The 19,817-nt window shown below is 63.1% G+C and carries 19 protein-coding genes and 1 tRNA gene; 14 read left to right on the top strand and 6 right to left on the bottom strand.

Features of this window, described 5'->3' with window-relative positions:
• Positions 1-25 precede the first annotated feature (25 nt).
• On the bottom strand, positions 26-577 hold the full coding sequence (locus P0Y64_15660; protein WEK42780.1) for a (2Fe-2S)-binding protein: 552 nt from the start codon (positions 575-577) through the stop codon (positions 26-28).
• A 165-nt stretch (positions 578-742) separates the two neighbouring features.
• Here P0Y64_15660 and P0Y64_15655 point away from each other — a divergent pair, with 165 nt between their 5' ends.
• A complete protein-coding gene (locus P0Y64_15655; GenBank protein ID WEK42779.1) occupies positions 743-2,035 on the top strand; it encodes a sugar MFS transporter in 1,293 nt (430 codons plus the stop codon).
• Positions 2,036-2,051: 16 nt separating this feature from the next.
• Here the strand turns inward: P0Y64_15655 and P0Y64_15650 are convergent, their stop codons facing one another.
• Positions 2,052-3,173 carry a CaiB/BaiF CoA-transferase family protein gene (locus P0Y64_15650; GenBank protein ID WEK42778.1) on the bottom strand — a complete coding sequence of 374 codons (1,122 nt, stop codon included), beginning with the start codon at positions 3,171-3,173 and terminating at the stop codon, positions 2,052-2,054.
• Between the two features lie 159 nt (positions 3,174-3,332).
• Here P0Y64_15650 and P0Y64_15645 point away from each other — a divergent pair, with 159 nt between their 5' ends.
• From P0Y64_15645 to P0Y64_15635, 3 genes are read left to right on the top strand one after another with little or no spacing between them, the layout of a single operon-like run.
• On the top strand, positions 3,333-4,772 hold the full coding sequence (locus P0Y64_15645) for an amidohydrolase (GenBank protein WEK42777.1): 1,440 nt from the start codon (positions 3,333-3,335) through the stop codon (positions 4,770-4,772).
• A complete protein-coding gene (locus P0Y64_15640; protein ID WEK42776.1) occupies positions 4,769-6,067 on the top strand; it encodes an amidohydrolase family protein in 1,299 nt (432 codons plus the stop codon). Before P0Y64_15645 ends, P0Y64_15640 begins: the two co-directional genes overlap by 4 nt.
• A 39-nt stretch (positions 6,068-6,106) precedes the next feature.
• Entirely contained in the window at positions 6,107-7,285 is a 1,179-nt protein-coding gene (locus P0Y64_15635; GenBank protein WEK42775.1) for a VWA domain-containing protein, read from the top strand.
• Here P0Y64_15635 and P0Y64_15630 read toward each other — a convergent pair.
• A tRNA-Ser gene (locus P0Y64_15630) sits at positions 7,286-7,375 on the bottom strand.
• A 101-nt stretch (positions 7,376-7,476) separates the two neighbouring features.
• Between P0Y64_15630 and P0Y64_15625 the strand changes: the two genes are divergently transcribed.
• The 10 genes from P0Y64_15625 to mazG all read left to right on the top strand — a co-directional run bounded on the left by P0Y64_15625 (position 7,477) and on the right by mazG (position 16,526).
• Positions 7,477-8,511: a lytic murein transglycosylase gene (locus P0Y64_15625; GenBank protein WEK42774.1), complete on the top strand. Its 1,035-nt coding sequence runs from the start codon at positions 7,477-7,479 to the stop codon at positions 8,509-8,511.
• The gene (locus tag P0Y64_15620) at positions 8,495-9,283 is read left to right on the top strand and encodes a septal ring lytic transglycosylase RlpA family protein (GenBank protein WEK42773.1); all 789 of its coding nucleotides are present in this window, start codon (positions 8,495-8,497) and stop codon (positions 9,281-9,283) included. The genes P0Y64_15625 and P0Y64_15620 overlap by 17 nt, the downstream gene beginning before the upstream one ends.
• A gap of 9 nt (positions 9,284-9,292) precedes the next feature.
• Positions 9,293-10,468 carry a D-alanyl-D-alanine carboxypeptidase gene (locus tag P0Y64_15615; GenBank protein WEK42772.1) on the top strand — a complete coding sequence of 392 codons (1,176 nt, stop codon included), beginning with the start codon at positions 9,293-9,295 and terminating at the stop codon, positions 10,466-10,468.
• Complete coding sequence (gene tmk, locus P0Y64_15610; protein WEK42771.1) at positions 10,465-11,091, top strand: dTMP kinase; 627 nt, start codon at positions 10,465-10,467, stop codon at positions 11,089-11,091. Before P0Y64_15615 ends, tmk begins: the two co-directional genes overlap by 4 nt.
• Entirely contained in the window at positions 11,088-12,038 is a 951-nt protein-coding gene (locus tag P0Y64_15605) for an AAA family ATPase (GenBank protein ID WEK42770.1), read from the top strand. The genes tmk and P0Y64_15605 overlap by 4 nt, the downstream gene beginning before the upstream one ends.
• A gap of 9 nt (positions 12,039-12,047) precedes the next feature.
• Positions 12,048-13,592, top strand: a complete 1,545-nt coding sequence (metG, locus tag P0Y64_15600; GenBank protein WEK42769.1) for a methionine--tRNA ligase — start codon at positions 12,048-12,050, stop codon at positions 13,590-13,592.
• Positions 13,592-14,365, top strand: a complete 774-nt coding sequence (locus tag P0Y64_15595) for a TatD family hydrolase (protein WEK42768.1) — start codon at positions 13,592-13,594, stop codon at positions 14,363-14,365. Before metG ends, P0Y64_15595 begins: the two co-directional genes overlap by 1 nt.
• Positions 14,365-15,129 (top strand): MBL fold metallo-hydrolase, encoded by a 765-nt coding sequence (locus P0Y64_15590; protein ID WEK42767.1) that lies wholly within the window; start codon positions 14,365-14,367, stop codon positions 15,127-15,129. The genes P0Y64_15595 and P0Y64_15590 overlap by 1 nt, the downstream gene beginning before the upstream one ends.
• 95 nt (positions 15,130-15,224) lie before the next feature.
• Positions 15,225-15,728: a TIGR02281 family clan AA aspartic protease gene (locus P0Y64_15585; GenBank protein WEK42766.1), complete on the top strand. Its 504-nt coding sequence runs from the start codon at positions 15,225-15,227 to the stop codon at positions 15,726-15,728.
• Positions 15,729-15,758: 30 nt separating this feature from the next.
• The gene (mazG, locus tag P0Y64_15580; protein WEK42765.1) at positions 15,759-16,526 is read left to right on the top strand and encodes a nucleoside triphosphate pyrophosphohydrolase; all 768 of its coding nucleotides are present in this window, start codon (positions 15,759-15,761) and stop codon (positions 16,524-16,526) included.
• Here the strand turns inward: mazG and hflX are convergent, their stop codons facing one another.
• The 3 genes from hflX to P0Y64_15565 form a co-directional block, all read right to left on the bottom strand.
• A complete protein-coding gene (gene hflX, locus P0Y64_15575; protein WEK42764.1) occupies positions 16,527-17,822 on the bottom strand; it encodes a GTPase HflX in 1,296 nt (431 codons plus the stop codon).
• Positions 17,819-18,310 carry an RNA chaperone Hfq gene (gene hfq / locus P0Y64_15570; GenBank protein WEK42763.1) on the bottom strand — a complete coding sequence of 164 codons (492 nt, stop codon included), beginning with the start codon at positions 18,308-18,310 and terminating at the stop codon, positions 17,819-17,821. The genes hflX and hfq overlap by 4 nt, the downstream gene beginning before the upstream one ends.
• A gap of 136 nt (positions 18,311-18,446) precedes the next feature.
• Positions 18,447-19,817: a sigma-54 dependent transcriptional regulator gene (locus tag P0Y64_15565; protein WEK42762.1), complete on the bottom strand. Its 1,371-nt coding sequence runs from the start codon at positions 19,815-19,817 to the stop codon at positions 18,447-18,449.

Raw genomic sequence — 19,817 nt, 5'->3', positions numbered from 1 at the left:
TTTGGGACGATAGCGTCGGGGCAATTCAGTGGTTGCCGGCTGGCTGCGGGTCAAGCGCGGGAACGACCCGCGCGGCATCGTGCGGATCGATGCCGGTACGCGCGCCCGCCGGAAGCGTTTCGTCGCCCCGGACTGCTCGCGCCGCGCGCTGGATCGCTTCGATCAGCCTGGGATAGATGCCGCAGCGACAGATATTGGTGATTGCCGCCGCGATCGCCTCGTCGCTGGGCATGCGATCGCGCTTGATCAGGATCGCTGCCGCCATCACCACTCCGGGGATGCAATAGCCGCATTGCGGAACATTCGCATCAATCAGCGCGAGCTGGATAGGATGGGTACGCTCGCGAGACAGCCCCTCGATCGTGGTGACGAATGTGCCTTCGGCTTCGCCGATCGTCATGCGGCAGGATTTCACCGCTTTGCCATCGACATCGACAATACAGGCGCCGCAACTGCCTGTTCCGCAACCGTATTTTGTGCCCGTTAGGTTCGATGCGTCGCGCAGCGCCCACAGCAGCGGCGTCTGTGGATCCATGCGATATTCGATCGCTTCGTTATTGACCGTCAGGCGAGCCATGGCTCACGATTAGGCGAAACGAACGCGATGCGCCAAGCCGGATCGAGCATGATAATTTGCCAGGCTCGATAGATTTACGAGCAAGATTGCTTGCAAATATCGCGACAATGGTCTCTCTGCGGCCGTTCGAGCGGGGCAAGGCCGGCCGGACAAGGGGGAGATCGCATGCACGTCGATACCAGCTCAAACGCTGCCAGCGGCGACGCCGCCCACGGCTATGACGCTCCCGATCTGCGCATATTCGTATTCGCGCTGTTCTTCATCTTTGGCGGGATCACCAGCCTCAACGATGTGATCATCCCGAAGCTGAAAGAGCTGTTCACGCTGAACTATGCGGAAGCGCTGCTGGTTCAGTCCGCCTTTTTCGCGGCTTATGCGATTATGTCGATCCCGGCGGCTGCGATCGTCCGGCGCGCCGGCTATATGCGCACCGCCTCGATCGGCCTCGTCACGATGATGGCGGGGTGCCTATTGTTCGTGCCGGCCTCATCCTCGGCGAAATTCGGGCTGTTCCTGTTTGCGCTGTTCGTCCTCGCGAGCGGGATCACGATCGTACAGGTGGTCGCCAATCCGCTGATCTCGCTGCTTGGGGCGCCGCGCACCGCGCACAGCCGGCTGACTTTCGCGCAAGCATTCAATTCGCTCGGCACGACGATCTTTCCGTTCATCGGCTCGATCGTGATCCTCGGCAGTCTTGCCAAGGTTGACGTCAAGACGCTGTCCGGGGCCGCGCTGGATACATACCGTGCGCAGGAAACGCATGTGGTGGTGGTGACTTATCTCTGCCTTGCCGCAGCGTTGGCGGTGGTCGCAGCAGTCGTCTGGTCCCGACGCAACCGGCTGAAGGAAGAACAGTCGCACGGTAACATCCTGAAGGCATTCGATCTGCTCGCTCGTCCCCGCTTCGGCATGGGTGCCCTGTGCATTTTTCTTTATGTCGGCGCGGAGGTGTCGATCGGTTCGCTGATCGTCAGCTATCTGATGGAGCCGGGCGTGCTCGGGCTGGCCGATCAGGCGGCAGGCAAGCACGTACCATTCTATTGGGGCGGCGCGCTGATCGGGCGCTTCATCGGCGCCTATGTGCTGTCGCGGGTATCGCCGGGCAAGGTGCTGGCGTGTGTCGCGACGGGCGCCATTGGGCTCATCCTGATTTCTGCCAATACCGCTGGCATGGTTTCCGCCTGGACGCTGCTGGCGATCGGACTGATGAACTCGATCATGTTCCCGACGATCTTCAGCCTGGCGAGCGAGGGGCTGGGGCCGCGCGCCGCCGAAGGCTCGGGCGTGATCGCCACCGCGATCGTCGGGGGCGCGGTGATCCCGCCGCTCACCGGCTATCTGGCGGATCTGAGCGGGAGCCTGCATTTCGCCCTGCTGCTGCCCGCGCTCTGCTACGCCGTGATCCTGGGATATGGCATCTACGCCCGCCGCCCCGCCCCGGAACTTGCCGAGGCGTGAGGGGCGGGCGCCCGGCTTACAAGCCGAGCGCAGCAACCTCCGCGTCGTCGAAACCTAGTTCGCGCAGCACCGCCGCATCGTTGCGTTCGCCCGCCATCACCGGCGCGACGGTAGGGCTGCTGGAATAGCGTGGCGCCGGGGCCGGCTGGCGCACGCCACCCGCCTCGACAAAGGTTCCGCGCGCGCGATTGTGCGGGTCGTCCCATGCCTCGTCGAAGCCGAGCACCGGGGCGAAGCACACGTCATGGCCCTTGAACGCGGCGACCCATTCGTCGCGGGTCTTTGTCTTGAACAACTCGGTCAGCTCGGCCTTCAGTGCCGGCCACTGGCGCGGGTCCATCTGCGCTGCCCATTTGTCGTCAGACAAGCCCATGACCGCCCGGAATTCGGCGTAGAACTGCGATTCGATCGCGCCGAGCGAGATGAACTTGCCATCCTTCGTCTCATACGTGTCATAGAAATGTGCGGCGGTATCGAGCAAATTGGTGCCGCGCGCGTCGCTCCACCGCCCCATTGCGCGGAATGACCACATCATCGACATCAGCACCGCCGATCCGTCGGTCATCGCCGCATCGACCACTTGCCCCTCGCCGGTGCGCTGGGCGTGGAGCAGGGCCGCGAGCAGCCCGAATGCGAGGAACATGCCGCCCCCACCGAAATCGCCCGCCAGGTTGATCGGCGGGGTGGGCTTTTCGCCTTCTCGGCCCAGCGCATGGAGCACCCCGGAAATGGCGATGTAATTGATGTCATGCCCCGGTTCCGGCGCCATCGGCCCCGTTTGTCCCCAGCCAGTCATGCGGCCATAGACGAGCTTCGGATTGTCGGCGAGCAGCACGTCTGGGCCAAGCCCCAACCGCTCCATCACCCCGGGGCGGAAGCCTTCGATGAGCGCATCGGCCGATTTGACGATCTTGCGCACTGCCTCGATCGATTTCGGATTCTTGAGATCGAGCCCGATTGACTTGCGGTTGCGGAGCAACGAATCCTTGTTGTCGATCGATAGGCCGCCGCCGCGCGTTGGGCGATCAATGCGGATCACCTCCGCGCCATGATCCGCGAGCATCATCCCGGTGAACGGACCGGGGCCGATCCCGGCGAATTCTACGACGCGGATGCCGGCAAGGGGCGGGGTGCTCACGGTATGTCTCTCCTGCGAAATTTGTCACACCGGTATAACGAGCGATAGCGACGGACAAGCGGAACATGACAAATGTTATGGCGGGCCACCCGATCGCACCCTTGTCTTTGCAAAACGCCCGGCCCATCAGTTCCGCCATATCGGGAGAAGAGGGGTCTCATGGGAATCACGGCTCAAATGGGGAGCGTGCGCCTGTTGGGCGGGGCGGCGATGGCGTTGTCGCTCGTCGCATGTGGCGCGAACGGGGAGCGGCCGAAGACCGCTTCAAGCACGGCGCCGAAATCGAGCACGCCAGCCAAACCCTATTCGCGCGATCCGTTCCCTTCGACCTATCACGCCTATCCCGGCGTGCCGACATTGGTGCGCAACGTCACGATATTCGATGGCGAGGGCGGCCGGATCGACAATGGCTCGGTGGTGTTCGCGGACGGCAAGATCGTCGCGGTCGGTCAGACGCTCGATGCGCCGGCGAATGCGCGGGTGATCGATGGGCAGGGCAAGTGGATCACGCCGGGCGTGATCGACATCCACAGCCATCTTGGCGACTATCCCAGCCCCGGCGTGCGCGCGCTGTCCGACGGTAACGAGGCGACCTCGCCGGTTACGGCGGATGTGTGGGCGGAACACAGTGTCTGGCCGCAGGATCCCGGTTTCAGCCGCGCGCTCGCCAATGGCGGGGTGACGACGCTGCAGATCCTGCCCGGTTCGGCCAATCTGTTCGGCGGTCGCTCGGTTGTACTGAAAAACGTTTATTCCCGCACCGTGCAGGGCATGAAATTCCCCGGCGCAGGCTATGGCCTGAAGATGGCGTGCGGCGAAAATCCCAAGCGTGTCTATGGTGCGAAGGGCCGCGAGCCCTCGACGCGGATGGGCAATATCGCGGTCGATCGCGCCACCTGGGCCAAGGCGCAGACGTATAAGCGCAAGTGGGACAAATATGAGCGCGACGGCGGCGATCCGCCTGATCGCGATATCGCGATGGATACGTTGCGCGGCGTTCTCGCAGGCGAAATCCGCGTGCAAAACCATTGCTATCGCGCCGACGAGATGGCCATCGTCCTCGATATGGCCAAGGAGTTCGGCTATAAGGTCACCGCCTTCCACCATGCGGTTGAGGCGTACAAGATCGCCGATCTGCTGAAGGCCAGCGGCACCTGCGCGGCAGTGTGGGCGGATTGGTATGGCTTCAAGATGGAAAGCTATGATGGGATCGGCGCCAATCTCGCGCTGCTCGAAAAGGCCGGTGCATGCGCGATGATCCATTCGGACGATCAGAACGGCATCCAGCGGCTTAATCAGGAAGTCGCGAAGGCACTTTCGTCCGGGCGCCGCGCGGGGGTGGACATCCCGGATGCCGTGGCGTGGAAATGGCTGTCGCTCAATCCGGCCAAGGCGCTGGGGATCGATGATCGCACCGGCAGCCTGAAGGCCGGCAAGATGGCCGATGTCGTATTGTGGAACGGCAACCCGTTCAGCGTTTACACCCGGCCGGAGAAGGTGTGGGTCGATGGCGCGTTGCTCTATGATGCCAATGATCCGAAGCGACGGCCGATCAGCGATTTCGAACTCGGTCAGCCTGGCGCGGGAGACGTGAAATGATCCGCGCTCTTCTTCTTTCCGCCGTCGCAATGATCGCAACGCCGGCGCTCGCGCAAACGATCGCTGTTACCGGCGGCACGGTTGCGCTTGGTGACGGCAGCGCACCGATCCAGAATGGCATCGTCGTGTTTCGCGACGGCCGGATCGTCGCCGCAGGTAGCAATGTCGCGGTGCCGGCAGGGGCGGAGGTGATCGACGCGCGCGGCAAATGGGTCGCGCCCGGGCTGATCGCCGGCTTCACCGATCTCGGGCTGCAGGACGCGGGCGGGGTGGAGGAGAGTAATGACACCTCCGCCCGCAACAGCCCATTTGCCGCCGCGATCGACGTGTCGACCGCAATCAATCCGGCCGGCGTGAAGATCGCCAACGAGCGGCTTGGCGGCGTCACCCGCGCGCTGATCGCGCCGTCCACCGGCGGATCGATCTTCGCCGGGCAGGGCGCGGTGATCGACCTCGGTGACGATGCGGATGCGGTAACGCGCCCGCGCGCGTTCCAATATGTCGAACTGGGCGAACATGGTGCGCGAGAGGCCGGCGGTAGCCGCCCCGCGGCCTATGCGATGTTCCGCGACGCACTGGCGCAGGCGCAGGATTTTCGCCGCAACCCTGCGACGTTCGGCGGACGCGAGAAAGCATCGCTGCTCAAGCGCGGCGATGCGGAGGCGTTGCTTAAAGTAATCGACGGCCAGATGCCGCTCGTTGTCCATGTCGAGCGCGCCAGCGACATCCGCAGCGTGCTCGGTCTGGTGCGGGATTATCCCCGGCTCCGGCTGGTGCTGACGGGCGCGAGCGAGGGCTGGATGGTCGCGCGTGACATCGCCGCCGCCAGGGTGCCGGTGGTCGCCGCCGCGCTGGCGGACCTACCGGAAAGCTTCGAAGCGCTCGCCGCGACCGAATCGAACGTCGGGCGGATGCGCGCCGCGGGCGTGCAGGTCGCGCTATCGGCTGCCGGCGCATCGGGTGGCGAACACAATATCCGCCAATATGCCGGCAACCTTGTCGCGATAACCCGTATTCCCGGTGCGACCGGGCTGGACTGGGGGCAGGCACTGGCGTCGATCACCTCCGGCCCAGCCGCTGCGCTTGGGATGGAAGGCGAACTCGGCTCGCTCAAGCCGGGGCGTCGCGCGGATGTGGTGCTGTGGGATGGCGATCCGCTGGAGCTCGAATCCCAGCCGGTCGTGATCTGGATCGATGGTCGTCCGCAACCGATGCGTTCGCGCCAGACCGAATTGCGCGATCGCTATCTCACCCCGACTGAGGGCCCTTTGCCCAAGGCCTATGATCGGCGCTAATATGTATCCTCTTTCGCTTGCCAATGCCGGAGTCTTCGCATGTTCCTGAATTTCCTCGATGAACTGCGCAGCGCCGGCATTCCGGCGAGCATGAAGGAGCATTTGCTGCTGCTCGAGGCGCTCGACAAGGATGTGATCGATCGCACGCCGGAGGATTTCTATTACCTCAGCCGTGCGGTTTACGTGAAGGACGAGGGCCTGCTCGATCGCTTCGATCAGGTCTTCGCCAAGGTGTTCAAGGGGATCGAGACCAGCTTCGCGCAGGTCGGCGCGGAGGTGCCCGCCGATTGGCTCAAGGCGGTGGCGGAAAAATATCTCACGCCCGAGGAGATGGAAGCGATCAAGTCGCTCGGCTCTTGGGACGAGATCATGGAAACGCTAAAGAAGCGTTTGGAAGAGCAGCAAAAACGCCACGTAGGCGGTAACAAATGGATCGGCACTGGCGGCACCTCGCCCTACGGCAATTCGGGTTATAATCCCGAAGGCGTGCGGATCGGAGGCGAGAGCAAGCAGAAGCGTGCGCTCAAGGTATGGGATCAGCGCGAGTTCAAGAATCTCGACAGCACGCGCGAACTCGGTACCCGCAATATCAAGATCGCGCTGCGCCGGCTGCGCAAATTCGCGCGGGAAGGCGCGGCTGACGAACTCGATATCGATGCGACGATCGACGGCACCGCACGGCAGGGCTGGCTAGATGTCCACATGCGCGCGGAACGGCGCAATGCGGTGAAATTGCTGCTGTTCCTCGATGTCGGCGGGTCGATGGATCCGTTCATCAAGCTGTGCGAGGAATTATTCTCCGCGGCGACCACCGAGTTCAAGAACCTCGAATTCTTCTATTTCCACAATTGCCCCTATGAGGGCGTGTGGAAGGACAATCGCCGGCGTTTCGCCGAACGCACCCCGACATGGGACGTGCTCCACAAATTCCCGCATGATTATAAACTGATCTTCGTCGGGGACGCGGCGATGAGCCCATATGAGATCACTCATCCCGGCGGCTCGGTCGAGCATTTCAACGAGGAATCGGGTGCCGTGTGGATGCACCGGCTGGCGACGACCTATCCGGCGGCGGTGTGGCTCAACCCGGTTGCGCAGGCGCAATGGGGCTATTCGCAATCGACCAAGATCATCCGTGAACTGATGAACGACCGCATGTTCCCGCTGACGCTTGGCGGCCTGGACGACGCGATGCGCGAGCTTTCGCGCAAAAGGTGATGGCGGAGAGGGTGGGATTCGAACCCACGGTGAGCGTAAACCCACGGCGGTTTTCAAGACCGCTGCCTTAAACCACTCGGCCACCTCTCCGGGTGCGAAGTCCGTGCCCTGTGGCGTGCTGCGACGGTATGTGCAAGCCCGGCGATGACTGGCTGTTTCACAAACCGCCTTCGCCGTGCAAGATGGCGGCCATGAGGGGGATATTCACTCGCACCATTGCCGCAATCGCCACGCTGGCCTCGGCTTCGATCGCCGTGCCTGCCGTCGCGCAGGATGAAGCGGGGTTTCAGGCCTATTTGCCGACCTTGCGCGCGCAGGCGCTGGCGGCCGGCGTGCGGCCCGCGACGGTGGATTCGGTGCTGCCGACGCTCACCTACAATGCTCGCGTGGTGGAGCTTGATCGACAGCAGCCGGGCGGCAGCCCCAATGGGCCGATCTCGATGTTTGCTCCTTATCGTGCGCAGCATGTCGATTCGGCGCGAATCACGCGCGGTCGCGCCGCCTATCTCGCCAATCGCGGCCGGCTGGCGGCGGTCGAGGCGCAGACCGGGGTGCCCGAATCGATCATGGTCGCGATCTGGGGGCATGAGACGAATTACGGCAGCTATACCGGCAATTTCGATCTGCTGCGCAGTCTGGCGACGCTGGCTTATGAAGGGCGTCGCCGGGATCTGTTCTCGGGCGAGTTCATCGCGGGGCTGAAGATGCTCGATCGCGGCGTGTCGCGCGATCAGCTCAAGGGAAGCTGGGCCGGTGCGACCGGCAGTCCGCAATTCCTGCCGTCCATCTATCTGCGGCTCGCACGTGATGGCGATGGTGACGGGCGGATCGACATCTGGAACAGTTCGGCCGACACGCTGGCCTCGATCGGCAATTATTTCGTCCAGGCAGGCTGGCGGCCGCGCCAGCCGTGGGGCGTCGCGGTGAACGTGCCGGCTGGCTACAACCGTAGCGGGCAGGTCAATCGCCTGATCTCGCCGCGCTGCCCGCGCGTGTTCGAACGGCATAGCGGATGGCGGACGATGGCGGAGTGGCGCGCGCTGGGCCTCGTGCCGCAGAGCGGTGCATGGCCGGCCGACGACGTGCTCGCGACACTGCTGGAACCGGATGGCCCGGGCAACACCGCCTATCTGCTGACCAGCAATTACCGCGTGATCCTCGATTACAATTGTTCGAACTTCTACGCACTCTCCGTGGGGCTGCTCGCCGATGCGGTTGAGCGCTAGCGCCGGGCTGCTCGCGCTGCCGCTGGCGGTCGCGTTTCCGGCAAAAGCCGATGTGCCGCACCCCGCGCCGGTCGTGGCGCAATATGACGAGGTTGGGTTTGCCACCTGGTATGGCGAGGAGCTTGCCGGCGCGCGCACTGCATCCGGCGCGCGGTTCAGACCGTCGGCGATCACCGCCGCGCACCGCACATTGCCGCTCGGCTCGTATGTCGAGGTGACGGCACTCGACAGCGGGCGCACGATCCTCGTCCTGGTCAACGATCGCGGGCCGAGCCAGCGTAACCGGCTGATCGATCTATCGCGCGGCGCCGCGACACTGCTCGGCATGGGTAATGGCTCGAAGCTCGCGGTCCGGGTGCGCAGCGTCGCGGTTGGCGCGGAGGATCGTGAGGCATTGTCACGCGGTCGCCCGGCCTCGACGAGGTCGGAGGCATTACCCCCCGAACTCGCCACGTTGCGCGGGCGCTTGCAGGGGCGGGGCACAAGCGCATTGCAAGCGATCGCGGCGGTGCAGGCCACACCACAGCCGCGCTCGTCGTTCGCGGTTTCGGCGGTGCGTCCGAATAGCAGATATGTCGTGCAGGTAGCGGTATTCTCAAGAAAATCGCGTGCAAACGCGCTCGCCGAACGGCTTGATGGCAGTGTCGCATCCTATGCCGGTAAATATCGAGTACGGCTCGGCCCGTATGACAATGCTGCCGTCGCGCAGCGGGCGCGTGACGACGCCGCCCGGCGCGGCTATGGCGATGCTTCGATCATTGTTCAGCCCTGAGTATCGGTCATGTCCAAAATCCCATACGTCCTCGCAGCACCGGCCATCGCCTTGTCGATCGCTTATCCCTCCGCCGCATCCGCGCCGCAGTTCGAAACGCCGGCGCCGGTGGCGTTCATGGAGGATCTGTCCTCCGGCGCGGTACTGTATGAAAAGGATGCGGATCGGCGGATGCCCCCGGCGTCGATGGCGAAGATGATGACGGTTTACGTCGCCTTCGATCTCATCAAACGCGGGGAACTGAAGCTCGATCAGGAGTTCGAGGTTCGCCCGGAGACCTGGAAAAAATGGCATGGCCCCGCAGCGGGTTCCACCATGTTCCTGTCAACGGGAGAGAAAGTTTCGGTCGCCAATCTGCTCTATGGCATCGTCACGCTTTCCGGCAATGACGCCTGCGTGGTGCTGGCCGAGGGGATTTCTGGGACCGAGGACGCATTCGTCCAGCGGATGAACGAGGCGGCCAAGCGCCTTAACCTCGCCAACAGCCATTTTGGCACCTCGAACGGTTGGCCGGATAATGGCGTGACCTATGTCACCGCGCGCGATCTGGCAAAGCTCGCTGCGGCGACGATCAACGAGCATCCGAAACTCTATAAGCAATTCTATTCCCGCCCGGATTTCACCTGGGGCAAGACGCTCGGCTCTGGCGCCGCGATCACCCAGGCCAACCGCGATCCGCTGCTCGGCCGGGTGCAGGGCGCCGATGGCCTCAAGACCGGCCATACCGAGGAAGCGGGTTACGGCTTCACCGGCTCGGCCGATCAGAACGGCCGCCGACTGGTGATGGTGCTCGCAGGGCTGACGAGTTCGAACCAGCGCGTCAGCGAATCGGTGCGCTTCATGGATTGGGGCTTCCGCGCATGGCAGGCGAAGCCGGTGGTGAAGGAAGGCCGCAAGGTCGCCGATGCCGAGGTGCAGCTTGGCAGTTCGAGCAAGGTCGGGCTGGTCGCGCCGCGCGATCTGAAGGTCGCGTTGCCCGCCGGCGCGGTGCCGGTGCTCAACGCAAAGGTCGTCTATCAGGGCCCGATCAAGGCGCCGATCAAGGCGGGTGATCATATTGCTGATCTCCTCGTCACCTCGCCCGGACTGCCGGATCAGACCATGCCGCTGGTGGCGGACAAGGACGTGGGCGAGGCCGGCTTCTTCGGCCGGGCATGGGCCGGCCTCACCGGCCTGTTCGGATGAGCGGTCGCTTCCTCTCGCTCGAAGGCGGGGAGGGAGCCGGCAAGTCGACCCAGGTGCGCGCGCTGGCTGCCGCGCTGGAGGCGCGCGGCATCCGGACGCTGGTGACGCGTGAGCCGGGCGGCAGCGAGGGCGCGGAGGCGATCCGTGGCTTGCTGATGCAAGGCGACGTGCAGCGCTGGAGCCCGCATACCGAAGCGCTTCTGTTCGCCGCCGCGCGCGCGGATCATGTCGAAAAGACGATCCGTCCCGCGATCGGCGCGGGCGTGTGGGTGATCTCGGATCGCTATATCGATTCGAGCCGCGCCTATCAGGGCATCGCCGGTGGGATCGACGATGCCGCCGTTCTCGCGCTCCATGCCTTTGGTTCGCGTGGTTTGTTGCCCGATCGCACCTTCGTGCTTGAGGTTCCACCCGCAGAAGGCGCGCAACGCGCCGCCGGTCGCGATGGCGCGGCTGCGGATCGATTTGCGATGCGTGGCGAGGATTTCCATATCGCGGTCGCCGCTGCCTTCGATCGCTTCGCCACGGCGGAGCCCGATCGCTTTCGTCGCGTCGATGCCACCCAGCCGCGCGCAGTCGTAACGGCCGAATTGCTCGCCGGGCTGGCCGATCTGCTGCCATGACGTCATTGCTCGGCAACGCCCCGGCGCGCGCGGCATTCGACGCCGCTATCGCGAGCGGAACGCTCCATCACGCCTGGCTTATCACCGGACCGCGCGGCGTAGGCAAAGGGACGTTCGCGCGAGAGGTCGCAGCACGGCTGCTCGCACAATCCGCCGGCGACGCTGGCGGGGAGCAGACGCGCGCCTTGCTGGAAGCGGGATCGCATCCTGACTATCGCGAACTGACGCGCCTGGCGAAGGAGGAACGCGGCGAGACGCGGTTGGCGCGCAGCATCACAATCGCGCAAGTGCGCGGGCTTCAACCGCTGTTCGCCACCACGCCATCGCTCGGACCGCGCAGGGTGATCGTGATCGATGCGATAGACGACCTGGAGCGGGAAGGGGCCAATGCGCTGCTCAAGAGCTTGGAGGAGCCACCCTCGGGCACGGTTTTCCTGCTCATCAGCCACGCGCCGGGGCGCTTGCTCCCCACGATCCGCTCGCGCTGTCGCATGTTGCGTTTCGGCCTGCTCGAAGAAGCCGAAGTCCGTGAAGTGTTGCGCGCGCGCGCGCCGGAATTGCGTGGGGACGAACTGGACGCGCTGATCCGCGCGGGCGCCGGGGCGCCGGGGCGGGCGTTGCGCTATGCCGGGCTTGACCTCGGCGCGATCGATAACGCGCTCGCCGCGATCGCACGCAACGGCGATCGCACGAATGCAGAGCGTGCGCGGCTGGCCAAGGCGCTGTCCACCAAGGCCGCGCAGCCGCGCTATGAGGCGTTCCTCGATCGCGCGCCCGAGTTTATCGCGCTTCACGCTCCGCAGCGAGCCGGGGAGGAGCTGCGCGTGGCGCTCGATGCCTACGAAGAGGCGCAGGGAATCGCCGGCGCGGCGCGGCGGCTGTCGCTCGATGCGGGGGCAACGGTATTCGAGCTGGCGGGGGTGGTCGCACGGCTTGCGCGGATGTAGGGGAGCGGCATGGGTCAGCCGTTCTACATCACCACCGCAATCAGTTATCCCAATGGCAAGCCGCACATCGGCCACGCCTATGAGGCGATCGCCGCCGATGCCATCGCGCGGTTCAACCGTCAGGCCGGACGCGACGTGCGCTTTCAGACGGGCACCGACGAACATGGGCTCAAAATGGTCCAGACCGCGCGTGATCGCGGCGTCGATGTGCGCGATCTTGCCGGAGAAATGTCGTCCTTGTTCAAAGCGATGTGCGATGATCTGAATATTTCGTACGATCGTTTCATCCGCACCACGGACGCCGATCATTATCGTGCCAGTCAGGCGATCTGGCAGGCGATGCGCGATGCGGGCGATCTCTATCTCGATCGTTACGAGGGCTGGTATTCGGTCCGCGACGAAGCGTTTTACGACGAGAAGGAACTGGTCGACGGGGAAGGGGGGGAGAAGCTCTCTCCACAAGGCACGCCAGTGCAGTGGACTGCGGAGGAGACATGGTTCTTCCGCCTGTCGAAATATCAGCAGCCGCTGCTCGATCTTTATCGCGAAAACCCCGATTTCATTCGGCCAGAGGCACGCCGCAACGAGATCATGCGTTTCGTCGAGGGTGGATTGTCCGATCTGTCGGTGTCCAGAACGAGCTTTGACTGGGGCGTTCCGGTCCCCGACAGCCCCGGCCATGTGATGTATGTGTGGGTCGATGCGCTGACCAATTACCTCACCGGCGCGGGCTATCCCGATGGCGAGATGCCGCATTGGCCGGCCGATCTGCATCTGATCGGCAAGGATATCGTGCGCTTCCACACCGTCTATTGGCCCGCATTTCTAATGTCCGCCGGGATCGCGCCGCCAAAGTCCGTGTTCGGGCATGGATTTGTTCTCCATCGCGGAGAGAAAATGTCCAAAAGCGTCGGCAATGTCGTCGATCCACTGGATCTCACCGCCGCCTTCGGCGTCGACGCGCTGCGCTATTTTCTGCTGCGTGAAGTGAGCTTCGGGCAGGACGGCAGCTATTCGGCGGAGGCGATCGTCACGCGCGTCAACGCAGAGTTGGCGAATGCGTTCGGCAATCTGGCGCAGCGCACTTTATCGTTCATCGCCAAGAATTTGGACGGCGAACTGCCGGAGCACGGCCGCGCCGACGAAGCGGACGGGCTGTTGATCGAGGAGGTGGTTGTCGCCGCTGCCGGGCTGAAGACCGCGTTTGGCGACTTGATGCTCAGCCAGGGCGTCGAGGCATGGTTGCGCGGCGTTTTTGCGTGCAACGCCTATATCGACGCGCAAGCACCGTGGGCTTTGCGCAAGACCGATCCCGAACGGATGCACGCCGTACTACGCACTCTGATCCGCGCGATTCGCATGCTGGCCATCGCAATTCTGCCGGTGGTGCCGACGTCGGCGGGGAAGGTGCTTGACCAACTCGGCGCGGATGCGCGCGATCATGCTGCGGTCGATGATGACGGCTGGTATGATCGGCATGCCGCGGGCGGTTTCCGTATCGTCGCCCCGACGCCGGTTTTCCCGCGGCTCGAAATGCCGGCGGAGAGTGCCTGATGCTGGCCGACAGTCATTGTCACCTTAATTACAAAGGCTTGGTGGAAGAACAGCAGGCTGTGCTCGAACGCGCGCGGGCTCGCGGTGTCACCGCGATGCTCAATATCGCGACGCGTGAGAGCGAATGGGACGATGTGCTCGCCACCGCAGAGCGCGAGGCGGATGTATGGGCGACCGTTGGTATCCATCCGCATGAGGCGGATCAGCATCCGCATGTCGATACCGCAAAGCTGGTCAAGCGCCTCGCTCATCCGCGCGTCGTCGGCGTGGGGGAGACAGGGCTCGATTACTATTACGATCATTCCGATCGGGACCGCCAGCAATCGAGCTTCCGCGCGCATATCGCCGCTGCGCGAGAAGCCCGCGTTCCGATCGTGATCCACACGCGCGACGCGGAGGACGACACCGTCGCGATCCTGCGTGACGAAATGGGGAAGGGGGCCTTCACCGGCGTCATCCATTGCTTCACGGGGACGGCTGCGTTCGCCGATATCGCGCTCGATCTCGGTTTTTACATTTCGATTTCCGGCATCGTCACGTTCAAAAGCGCGCGCGAGTTGCAGGAAACCGCTGCCCGTTTGCCAATCGAGCGGTTGTTGATCGAGACGGACGCTCCTTTCCTTGCGCCTGTCCCGCATCGCGGGAAATCGGGGGAACCCGCGTTCGTCGCTGACACCGCCGCGTTTTTGGCACAATTGCGTGGGGAACAAGTTAAATTTTTAGAGGATGTTACGGCGCGAAATTTTCATTCGTTGTTTGATAAGACGCGCTGATGAAAGCACGCATCCTCGGCTCGGGCACGTCGTCCGGTGTGCCAAGGATCGGTAACGATTGGGGTGAATGTGATCCCACCGAGCCGCGCAACCGCCGCACCCGCGCATCTTTGCTCGTCGAGCATGGAAGCACGCGCATTCTGATCGACACCAGCCCGGACATGCGCGCGCAGCTGCTGGCGGCGGATGTGGGGACGGTGGATGCAGTGATCTGGACGCACGAACATGCCGATCACGTTTTCGGAATCGACGACTTGCGGCAGATATTTCACGCGCGCGGCCAGCCGATCCCCGGTTACGCCCGGTCGGAAACCCGCGCCGGGTTAACCGAAAAGTTCGCTTATATTTTTAACGGCCACCATGGCTATCCACCAGTTGTTACCTTGGCGAATCTTCCGGATAGGCTCGCCATAGGATCGATCACGGTAAATGCCGTGGATCAGCCGCACGCCTCGATCTCCTCGGCCGGTTTGCGTTTTACAGCAAATGGGAAATCCATCGGCTATGCTACTGATTTGAGTGCAATGACCGAGCCGATGCGCGCCCTATATGCTGGGCTGGATGCATGGATCGTGGATGCGCTTCGCCGGCGACCACATCCATCGCATCCACATCTAGCGCGGGTGGTGGATTGGGTGCAGGAACTTTCGCCACAAAAAACCGCCCTGATCCATATGGATCAGTCGATGGACTATCGCGGCCTGCTGGCCGAATTGCCGCCGGGAATCGAGCCCGGGTATGACGGCATGGAGATCGTCGTATGAGCAATGGCGCGGAAATCGCACTCTACGCGATAATGCTCGTGCTGCCATTGTCGGCATTGCTCAGCCGGCGCGTTCCATTGGGGCAAACGGCGAAAATGGCGCTCGCGTGGGTAGCGATCTTTGCTCTGGGGTTGGTGATCGTCGGACAACGCCATCGATTGCTACCCATTTGGGAAGATACGCGCGACGCATTATTCGGGCGCGACCAACATGTCGTCGGTTCAACCGTGCGCATCACGATGGCGAGCGATGGTCATTTCTGGGCGACCGCGCGGATCAACGGAGTGGCGCGGCGAATGCTGATAGACAGCGGCGCGACGACCACGGCGTTGTCGACGGCTAGTGCCGTGGCGACGCATGTTGCGATTGATGACGGGCCGTTTGCCGCCGCCATCGAAACCGCGAACGGGCCGGTACAAGCTCAGCGCGGTCGGATAGCGTTACTGGAATTGGGCGGCATTGTCGCTCGCGATCTTCCCGTGGTGGTCGCGCCTGAATTTGGCGACATGGACGTGCTCGGGATGAATTTTCTGTCGCAACTGGCATCCTGGCGGGTGGAGGGGAATATCCTCATCCTCGATCCAAAACCGAAGGCATGATTTACATAATGTATATTATCGGCTTAATATATGCGCGGTGAGGGCAAGCCCCCTATCGATCGGTTGCGCGGAATCATGAGCCGTTTGCGCGATCCCGTGAGCGGTTGCGAATGGGACGTCGCGCAGACATTCGCGACGATCGCGCCCTATACGATCGAGGAAGCGCATGAGGTCGCCGATGCGATCGCGCGCAATGACATGGCGGACCTGAAGGATGAGCTTGGCGACCTGCTGCTTCAGGTGGTGTTTCACGCGCGTATTGCCGAGGAGGCCGAGCAGTTCGATTTCGATGCGGTGGTAAACGCGATCTCCGATAAAATGGAGCGCCGCCACCCGCATATCTTCGGCGATCGAGCCGAAGGCGGCCATCACCTTTGGGAACAGATCAAAGCAGAGGAACGCGCCGGAAAATCATTAGATCATAGCGCGCTCGCCGGCGTCGCACTTGCGCTACCGGCGCTGCTTCGCGCGGAGAAGCTGCAAAAGCGCGCCGCCCGCGTTGGCTTCGACTGGCCCGACGCAAGCGGTGCCCGCGCCAAGATCGACGAAGAACTTGAAGAAATAGAAAACGCTCCGGAACAAGAAGTTGCGGAAGAGATCGGCGATCTTTTGTTCGCGGTTGTCAACTGGGCGCGGCACCAGGGAGTCGATCCAGAGGCCGCGTTGCGCGGCGCGAATGCCAAGTTTGAGCGGCGCTTTCGCGATATGGAAGATGCTGCTGGCGCCGCTTTTCCGGGATTGTCGCTTGACGAGAAGGAGGCGCTCTGGCGGCGAGCGAAGGCTAACGAACGTCGCTGATCAACCGCCGCGCCGGGTCATAAATTTCTCATAATCACGCGGCGCCATACGCACCTCGTAAACCGCCTGCTCGTCCTCAATTTCCTGGTCGAGCACCTCGCCATGCTGATGCAACCAAGCCGCAGCCGCCCCGTCTGCCGCATCGAGCGTGATCGTATAACGCTGATGGCCGGCAGTGAGATGCCCTGCGACAGTGGTGAGGAGCATAGCGACCCCTTCCCCGGTCAGCGCGGAAATTGCCACGACATCTTCACGTCGGGCGGCGTCGACCAGCAAACGCTCGCGCGCTTCGGGGTCGAGCAGGTCGCATTTGTTCCATGCCTCGATACGTGGCGTCGCCTCGGATACGCCGATTTCGCTGAGAACCGCCTCAACGTCGACTCGCTGGGCCTCGGTATCGGGATGTGCCAGATCCCGGACGTGGATCAGAAGATCGGCAGACACCACCTCTTCCAGCGTCGCCTTGAACGCGGCGACGAGTTGCGTTGGCAGTTCCGAGACAAATCCTACTGTGTCCGACAAGATCGCTTTATCGATTCCAGGGAGTGATATCTGTCGTAACGTGGGATCGAGCGTAGCGAACAGCAAGTCCTTCGCCATGACGTCACTTCCCGTCACGCGATTGAAAAGTGTCGATTTTCCGGCGTTAGTATAACCGACAAGCGCGATCACCGGCCATGGTGCGCGCTGGCGGCGATCACGATGCAGCCCGCGGGTCCGTGATACCTGTTCAAGCTCGCGACGCAACCGCGCCATACGATCGCGGATCAATCGGCGGTCGGCCTCGATCTGGGTTTCGCCCGGACCACCAAGAAAGCCGAAGCCACCGCGCTGCCGCTCAAGATGGGTCCAACTGCGAACCAATCGTCCGGCCTGGTAATCGAGATGGGCGAGTTCCACCTGCAACCGCCCCTCGGCCGTCGCGGCACGCTCTCCGAATATCTCCAGAATCAGGCCGGTGCGGTCAATCACCTTCGCTTCGAGCGAAGTTTCGAGATTGCGCTGCTGGATCGGCGTGAGGCTCGCATCGAATACCACCAGCCCGGCGTCTTCCATCCGGGCGAGCGTCGCGATGGAGTCAACCTGCCCCGCCCCGATCAGTGTCGCGGCGCGAGGGGTCCGCACACGTACCGCCTCGCGCCCAACCACGGTGACGCCAATAGCCTCGGCCAGCCCGGCGGTTTCCTCCAGCCGCGCACTTGCGTCACGAGAGGACCCGCCGAGCTCGGGATAGACCACGATCGCCCGCGCCCCACGCGCGAATTCACCGCGGTCGCGTTCGAAGCCGGTACTCAATCGTCGTCCGAATCCGCCGTTTCTTCGGCCAGATTGAGCGCACGCGACGGCTGGATCGTCGACACAGCGTGTTTGTAAACCAGTTGCGACGCGCCATCGCGCTGCAACAGCATGCAGAAAAGATCGAACGCGGCGATATTGCCCTGAAGCATTACGCCGTTGACCAGAAACATCGTGACGGGATCATGCGTCTTGCGCACCGCATTGAGGAACACTTCCTGCAACAGCGGCTGTTTCTTCCCGTTCTCACCCATCTGACTAACGATCGCCTCCACATCTAGGTGGCCGCCCGGCATGATGGTGGAAATAGCATGCTTATAGATTAGTTGGGATTGCCCATCGCGGCGCAGGAGCACCGAGAAATTATCGAACCAGGTAACGATGCCCTGGAGCTTGACGCCCTTGACGAGGAACATCGTGACAGGAGTTTTCGACTTACGCAGCGCGTTGAGGAAAAGATCCTGAAGAGAGGTTTGCTTTTCGGCCATTGGCTCGATCCTTCGATTCTTGGCGGGGTTTGCCCCGCGATGCGCCGGTGCCCGGCGTCGGGTGACCGCCATGCCGGCGGCGGCGCCAATCTAGAGACCCGCGCGCGTCATCGCAACGGGGATGCGCGCGTTGGCGTCAGTCCTCCCGGGTTTCTGTGATGCCGAGCAGCTTCAATTTGCGATGAAGCGCCGATCGCTCCATCCCGATGAACGAGGCGGTACGGGAAATATTGCCAGAAAATCGCCGAATCTGGACGCGGAGGTATTCGCGTTCAAAAGTCTCCCGCGCTTCGCGCAGAGGCGCCCCCATGATTGCGGCGGTGCCAGCCGCACTGTCACTTTCGCCCAGCACCTCAGCTGGCAACAGATCCAGGTCGATCCGGCCGATACGATCGCCTGGGGCGAGGATGATCGTGCGCTCTACGACGTTGCGTAACTGACGGACATTGCCCGGCCAATCATAGCTCTGCAGTGCCACCATCGCATCCACAGCAACCTCCGGCGTCGGCACACGGCGCTCCGAGGCGTAATGAGCGACGAAATGCTCGATCAGCGGCGGAATATCCTCGCGGCGTTCGGCCAGCGGCGGCAGCATCACCGGGACCACATTCAGACGATAGTAGAGATCCTCGCGGAAACGCCCTTCGGCGATCTCGTCGGTGAGGTCGCGCGCGGTAGCCGATACGACGCGCACATCCACCTTTACCAGCCGCGTCCCATTCACGCGGGTGAAGCTCTGATCGGTCAATACGCGCAAAATACGCGCTTGCGTCGTAATCGGCATGTCCGCGATTTCGTCGAGAAACAGCGTCCCGCCATGGGCCTGTTCGAGCAGTCCCGGGCGGACGAGATCCCCCCCCTCCTCCACGCCGAACAATTCCTCTTCAACGCGTTCCGGAGTCATCCGTGCGGCGCTGACGATGATAAAGGGTGCGCTAGCGCGCTGGCTCCAGCCATGGAGCAGGCGAGCGGCGATTTCCTTGCCGACACCAGCTGGCCCGGTAATGAGAATACGGCTACCGGTGCCCGCCACGCGCTTCAATGTTGCACGTACAGCGTTGATAGCGCTGGAGTTTCCTGTAAGATCGGTGTCGTGCCCGGCCGAGGCACGGAGCGAGGCGACTTCGCGGCGCAGCCGCTCGGTCTCGGTCGCGCGCTCCACCATCAGCAGCAGCCGCTCTGCCTGGAATGGCTTTTCGATAAAATCCACCGCCCCGGCACGGATCGCCGCGACGGCGGTGTCGAGATTCCCGTGGCCCGAGATCATCAACACCGGGATGGATGGATCGCGACGCTTGATTTCGTCGAGCAACTGCAGCCCATCCAGCCGCGATCCCTGCAACCATACGTCAAGTAAGACGAGGCTCGGGCGTCGTGCGGCAATTGCCTCCAGCGCGGAGTCGCTATCGGCCGCGACGCGGGTTTCGTAGCCCTCGTCTTCCAGTACACCGGCGACCAGTTCGCGGATATCGAGTTCGTCATCGACGACGAGAATGTCGAGCGCCAT

The organism is Candidatus Sphingomonas colombiensis, assembly GCA_029202845.1.
Taxonomy (GTDB): domain Bacteria; phylum Pseudomonadota; class Alphaproteobacteria; order Sphingomonadales; family Sphingomonadaceae; genus Sphingomonas; species Sphingomonas colombiensis.
Note: the sequence above shows the minus strand (reverse complement) of the source record. Positions and strands in the feature narration are given on the sequence as shown.

What these genes read in the sequence shown, in the direction of transcription:
- P0Y64_15660 (WEK42780.1), bottom strand. Translation starts at nt 577, where the DNA reads ATGGCTCGCCTGACGGTCAATAACGAAGCGATCGAATATCGCATGGAT.
- P0Y64_15655 (WEK42779.1), top strand. Translation starts at nt 743, where the DNA reads ATGCACGTCGATACCAGCTCAAACGCTGCCAGCGGCGACGCCGCCCAC.
- P0Y64_15645 (WEK42777.1), top strand. Translation starts at nt 3,333, where the DNA reads ATGGGAATCACGGCTCAAATGGGGAGCGTGCGCCTGTTGGGCGGGGCG.
- P0Y64_15640 (WEK42776.1), top strand. Translation starts at nt 4,769, where the DNA reads ATGATCCGCGCTCTTCTTCTTTCCGCCGTCGCAATGATCGCAACGCCG.
- P0Y64_15635 (WEK42775.1), top strand. Translation starts at nt 6,107, where the DNA reads ATGTTCCTGAATTTCCTCGATGAACTGCGCAGCGCCGGCATTCCGGCG.
- P0Y64_15625 (WEK42774.1), top strand. Translation starts at nt 7,477, where the DNA reads ATGAGGGGGATATTCACTCGCACCATTGCCGCAATCGCCACGCTGGCC.
- P0Y64_15620 (WEK42773.1), top strand. Translation starts at nt 8,495, where the DNA reads ATGCGGTTGAGCGCTAGCGCCGGGCTGCTCGCGCTGCCGCTGGCGGTC.
- P0Y64_15615 (WEK42772.1), top strand. Translation starts at nt 9,293, where the DNA reads ATGTCCAAAATCCCATACGTCCTCGCAGCACCGGCCATCGCCTTGTCG.
- tmk (WEK42771.1), top strand. Translation starts at nt 10,465, where the DNA reads ATGAGCGGTCGCTTCCTCTCGCTCGAAGGCGGGGAGGGAGCCGGCAAG.
- P0Y64_15605 (WEK42770.1), top strand. Translation starts at nt 11,088, where the DNA reads ATGACGTCATTGCTCGGCAACGCCCCGGCGCGCGCGGCATTCGACGCC.
- metG (WEK42769.1), top strand. Translation starts at nt 12,048, where the DNA reads ATGGGTCAGCCGTTCTACATCACCACCGCAATCAGTTATCCCAATGGC.
- P0Y64_15595 (WEK42768.1), top strand. Translation starts at nt 13,592, where the DNA reads ATGCTGGCCGACAGTCATTGTCACCTTAATTACAAAGGCTTGGTGGAA.
- P0Y64_15590 (WEK42767.1), top strand. Translation starts at nt 14,365, where the DNA reads ATGAAAGCACGCATCCTCGGCTCGGGCACGTCGTCCGGTGTGCCAAGG.
- P0Y64_15585 (WEK42766.1), top strand. Translation starts at nt 15,225, where the DNA reads ATGGCGCTCGCGTGGGTAGCGATCTTTGCTCTGGGGTTGGTGATCGTC.
- mazG (WEK42765.1), top strand. Translation starts at nt 15,759, where the DNA reads ATGCGCGGTGAGGGCAAGCCCCCTATCGATCGGTTGCGCGGAATCATG.
- hfq (WEK42763.1), bottom strand. Translation starts at nt 18,310, where the DNA reads ATGGCCGAAAAGCAAACCTCTCTTCAGGATCTTTTCCTCAACGCGCTG.
- P0Y64_15565 (WEK42762.1), bottom strand. Translation starts at nt 19,817, where the DNA reads ATGGCGCTCGACATTCTCGTCGTCGATGACGAACTCGATATCCGCGAA.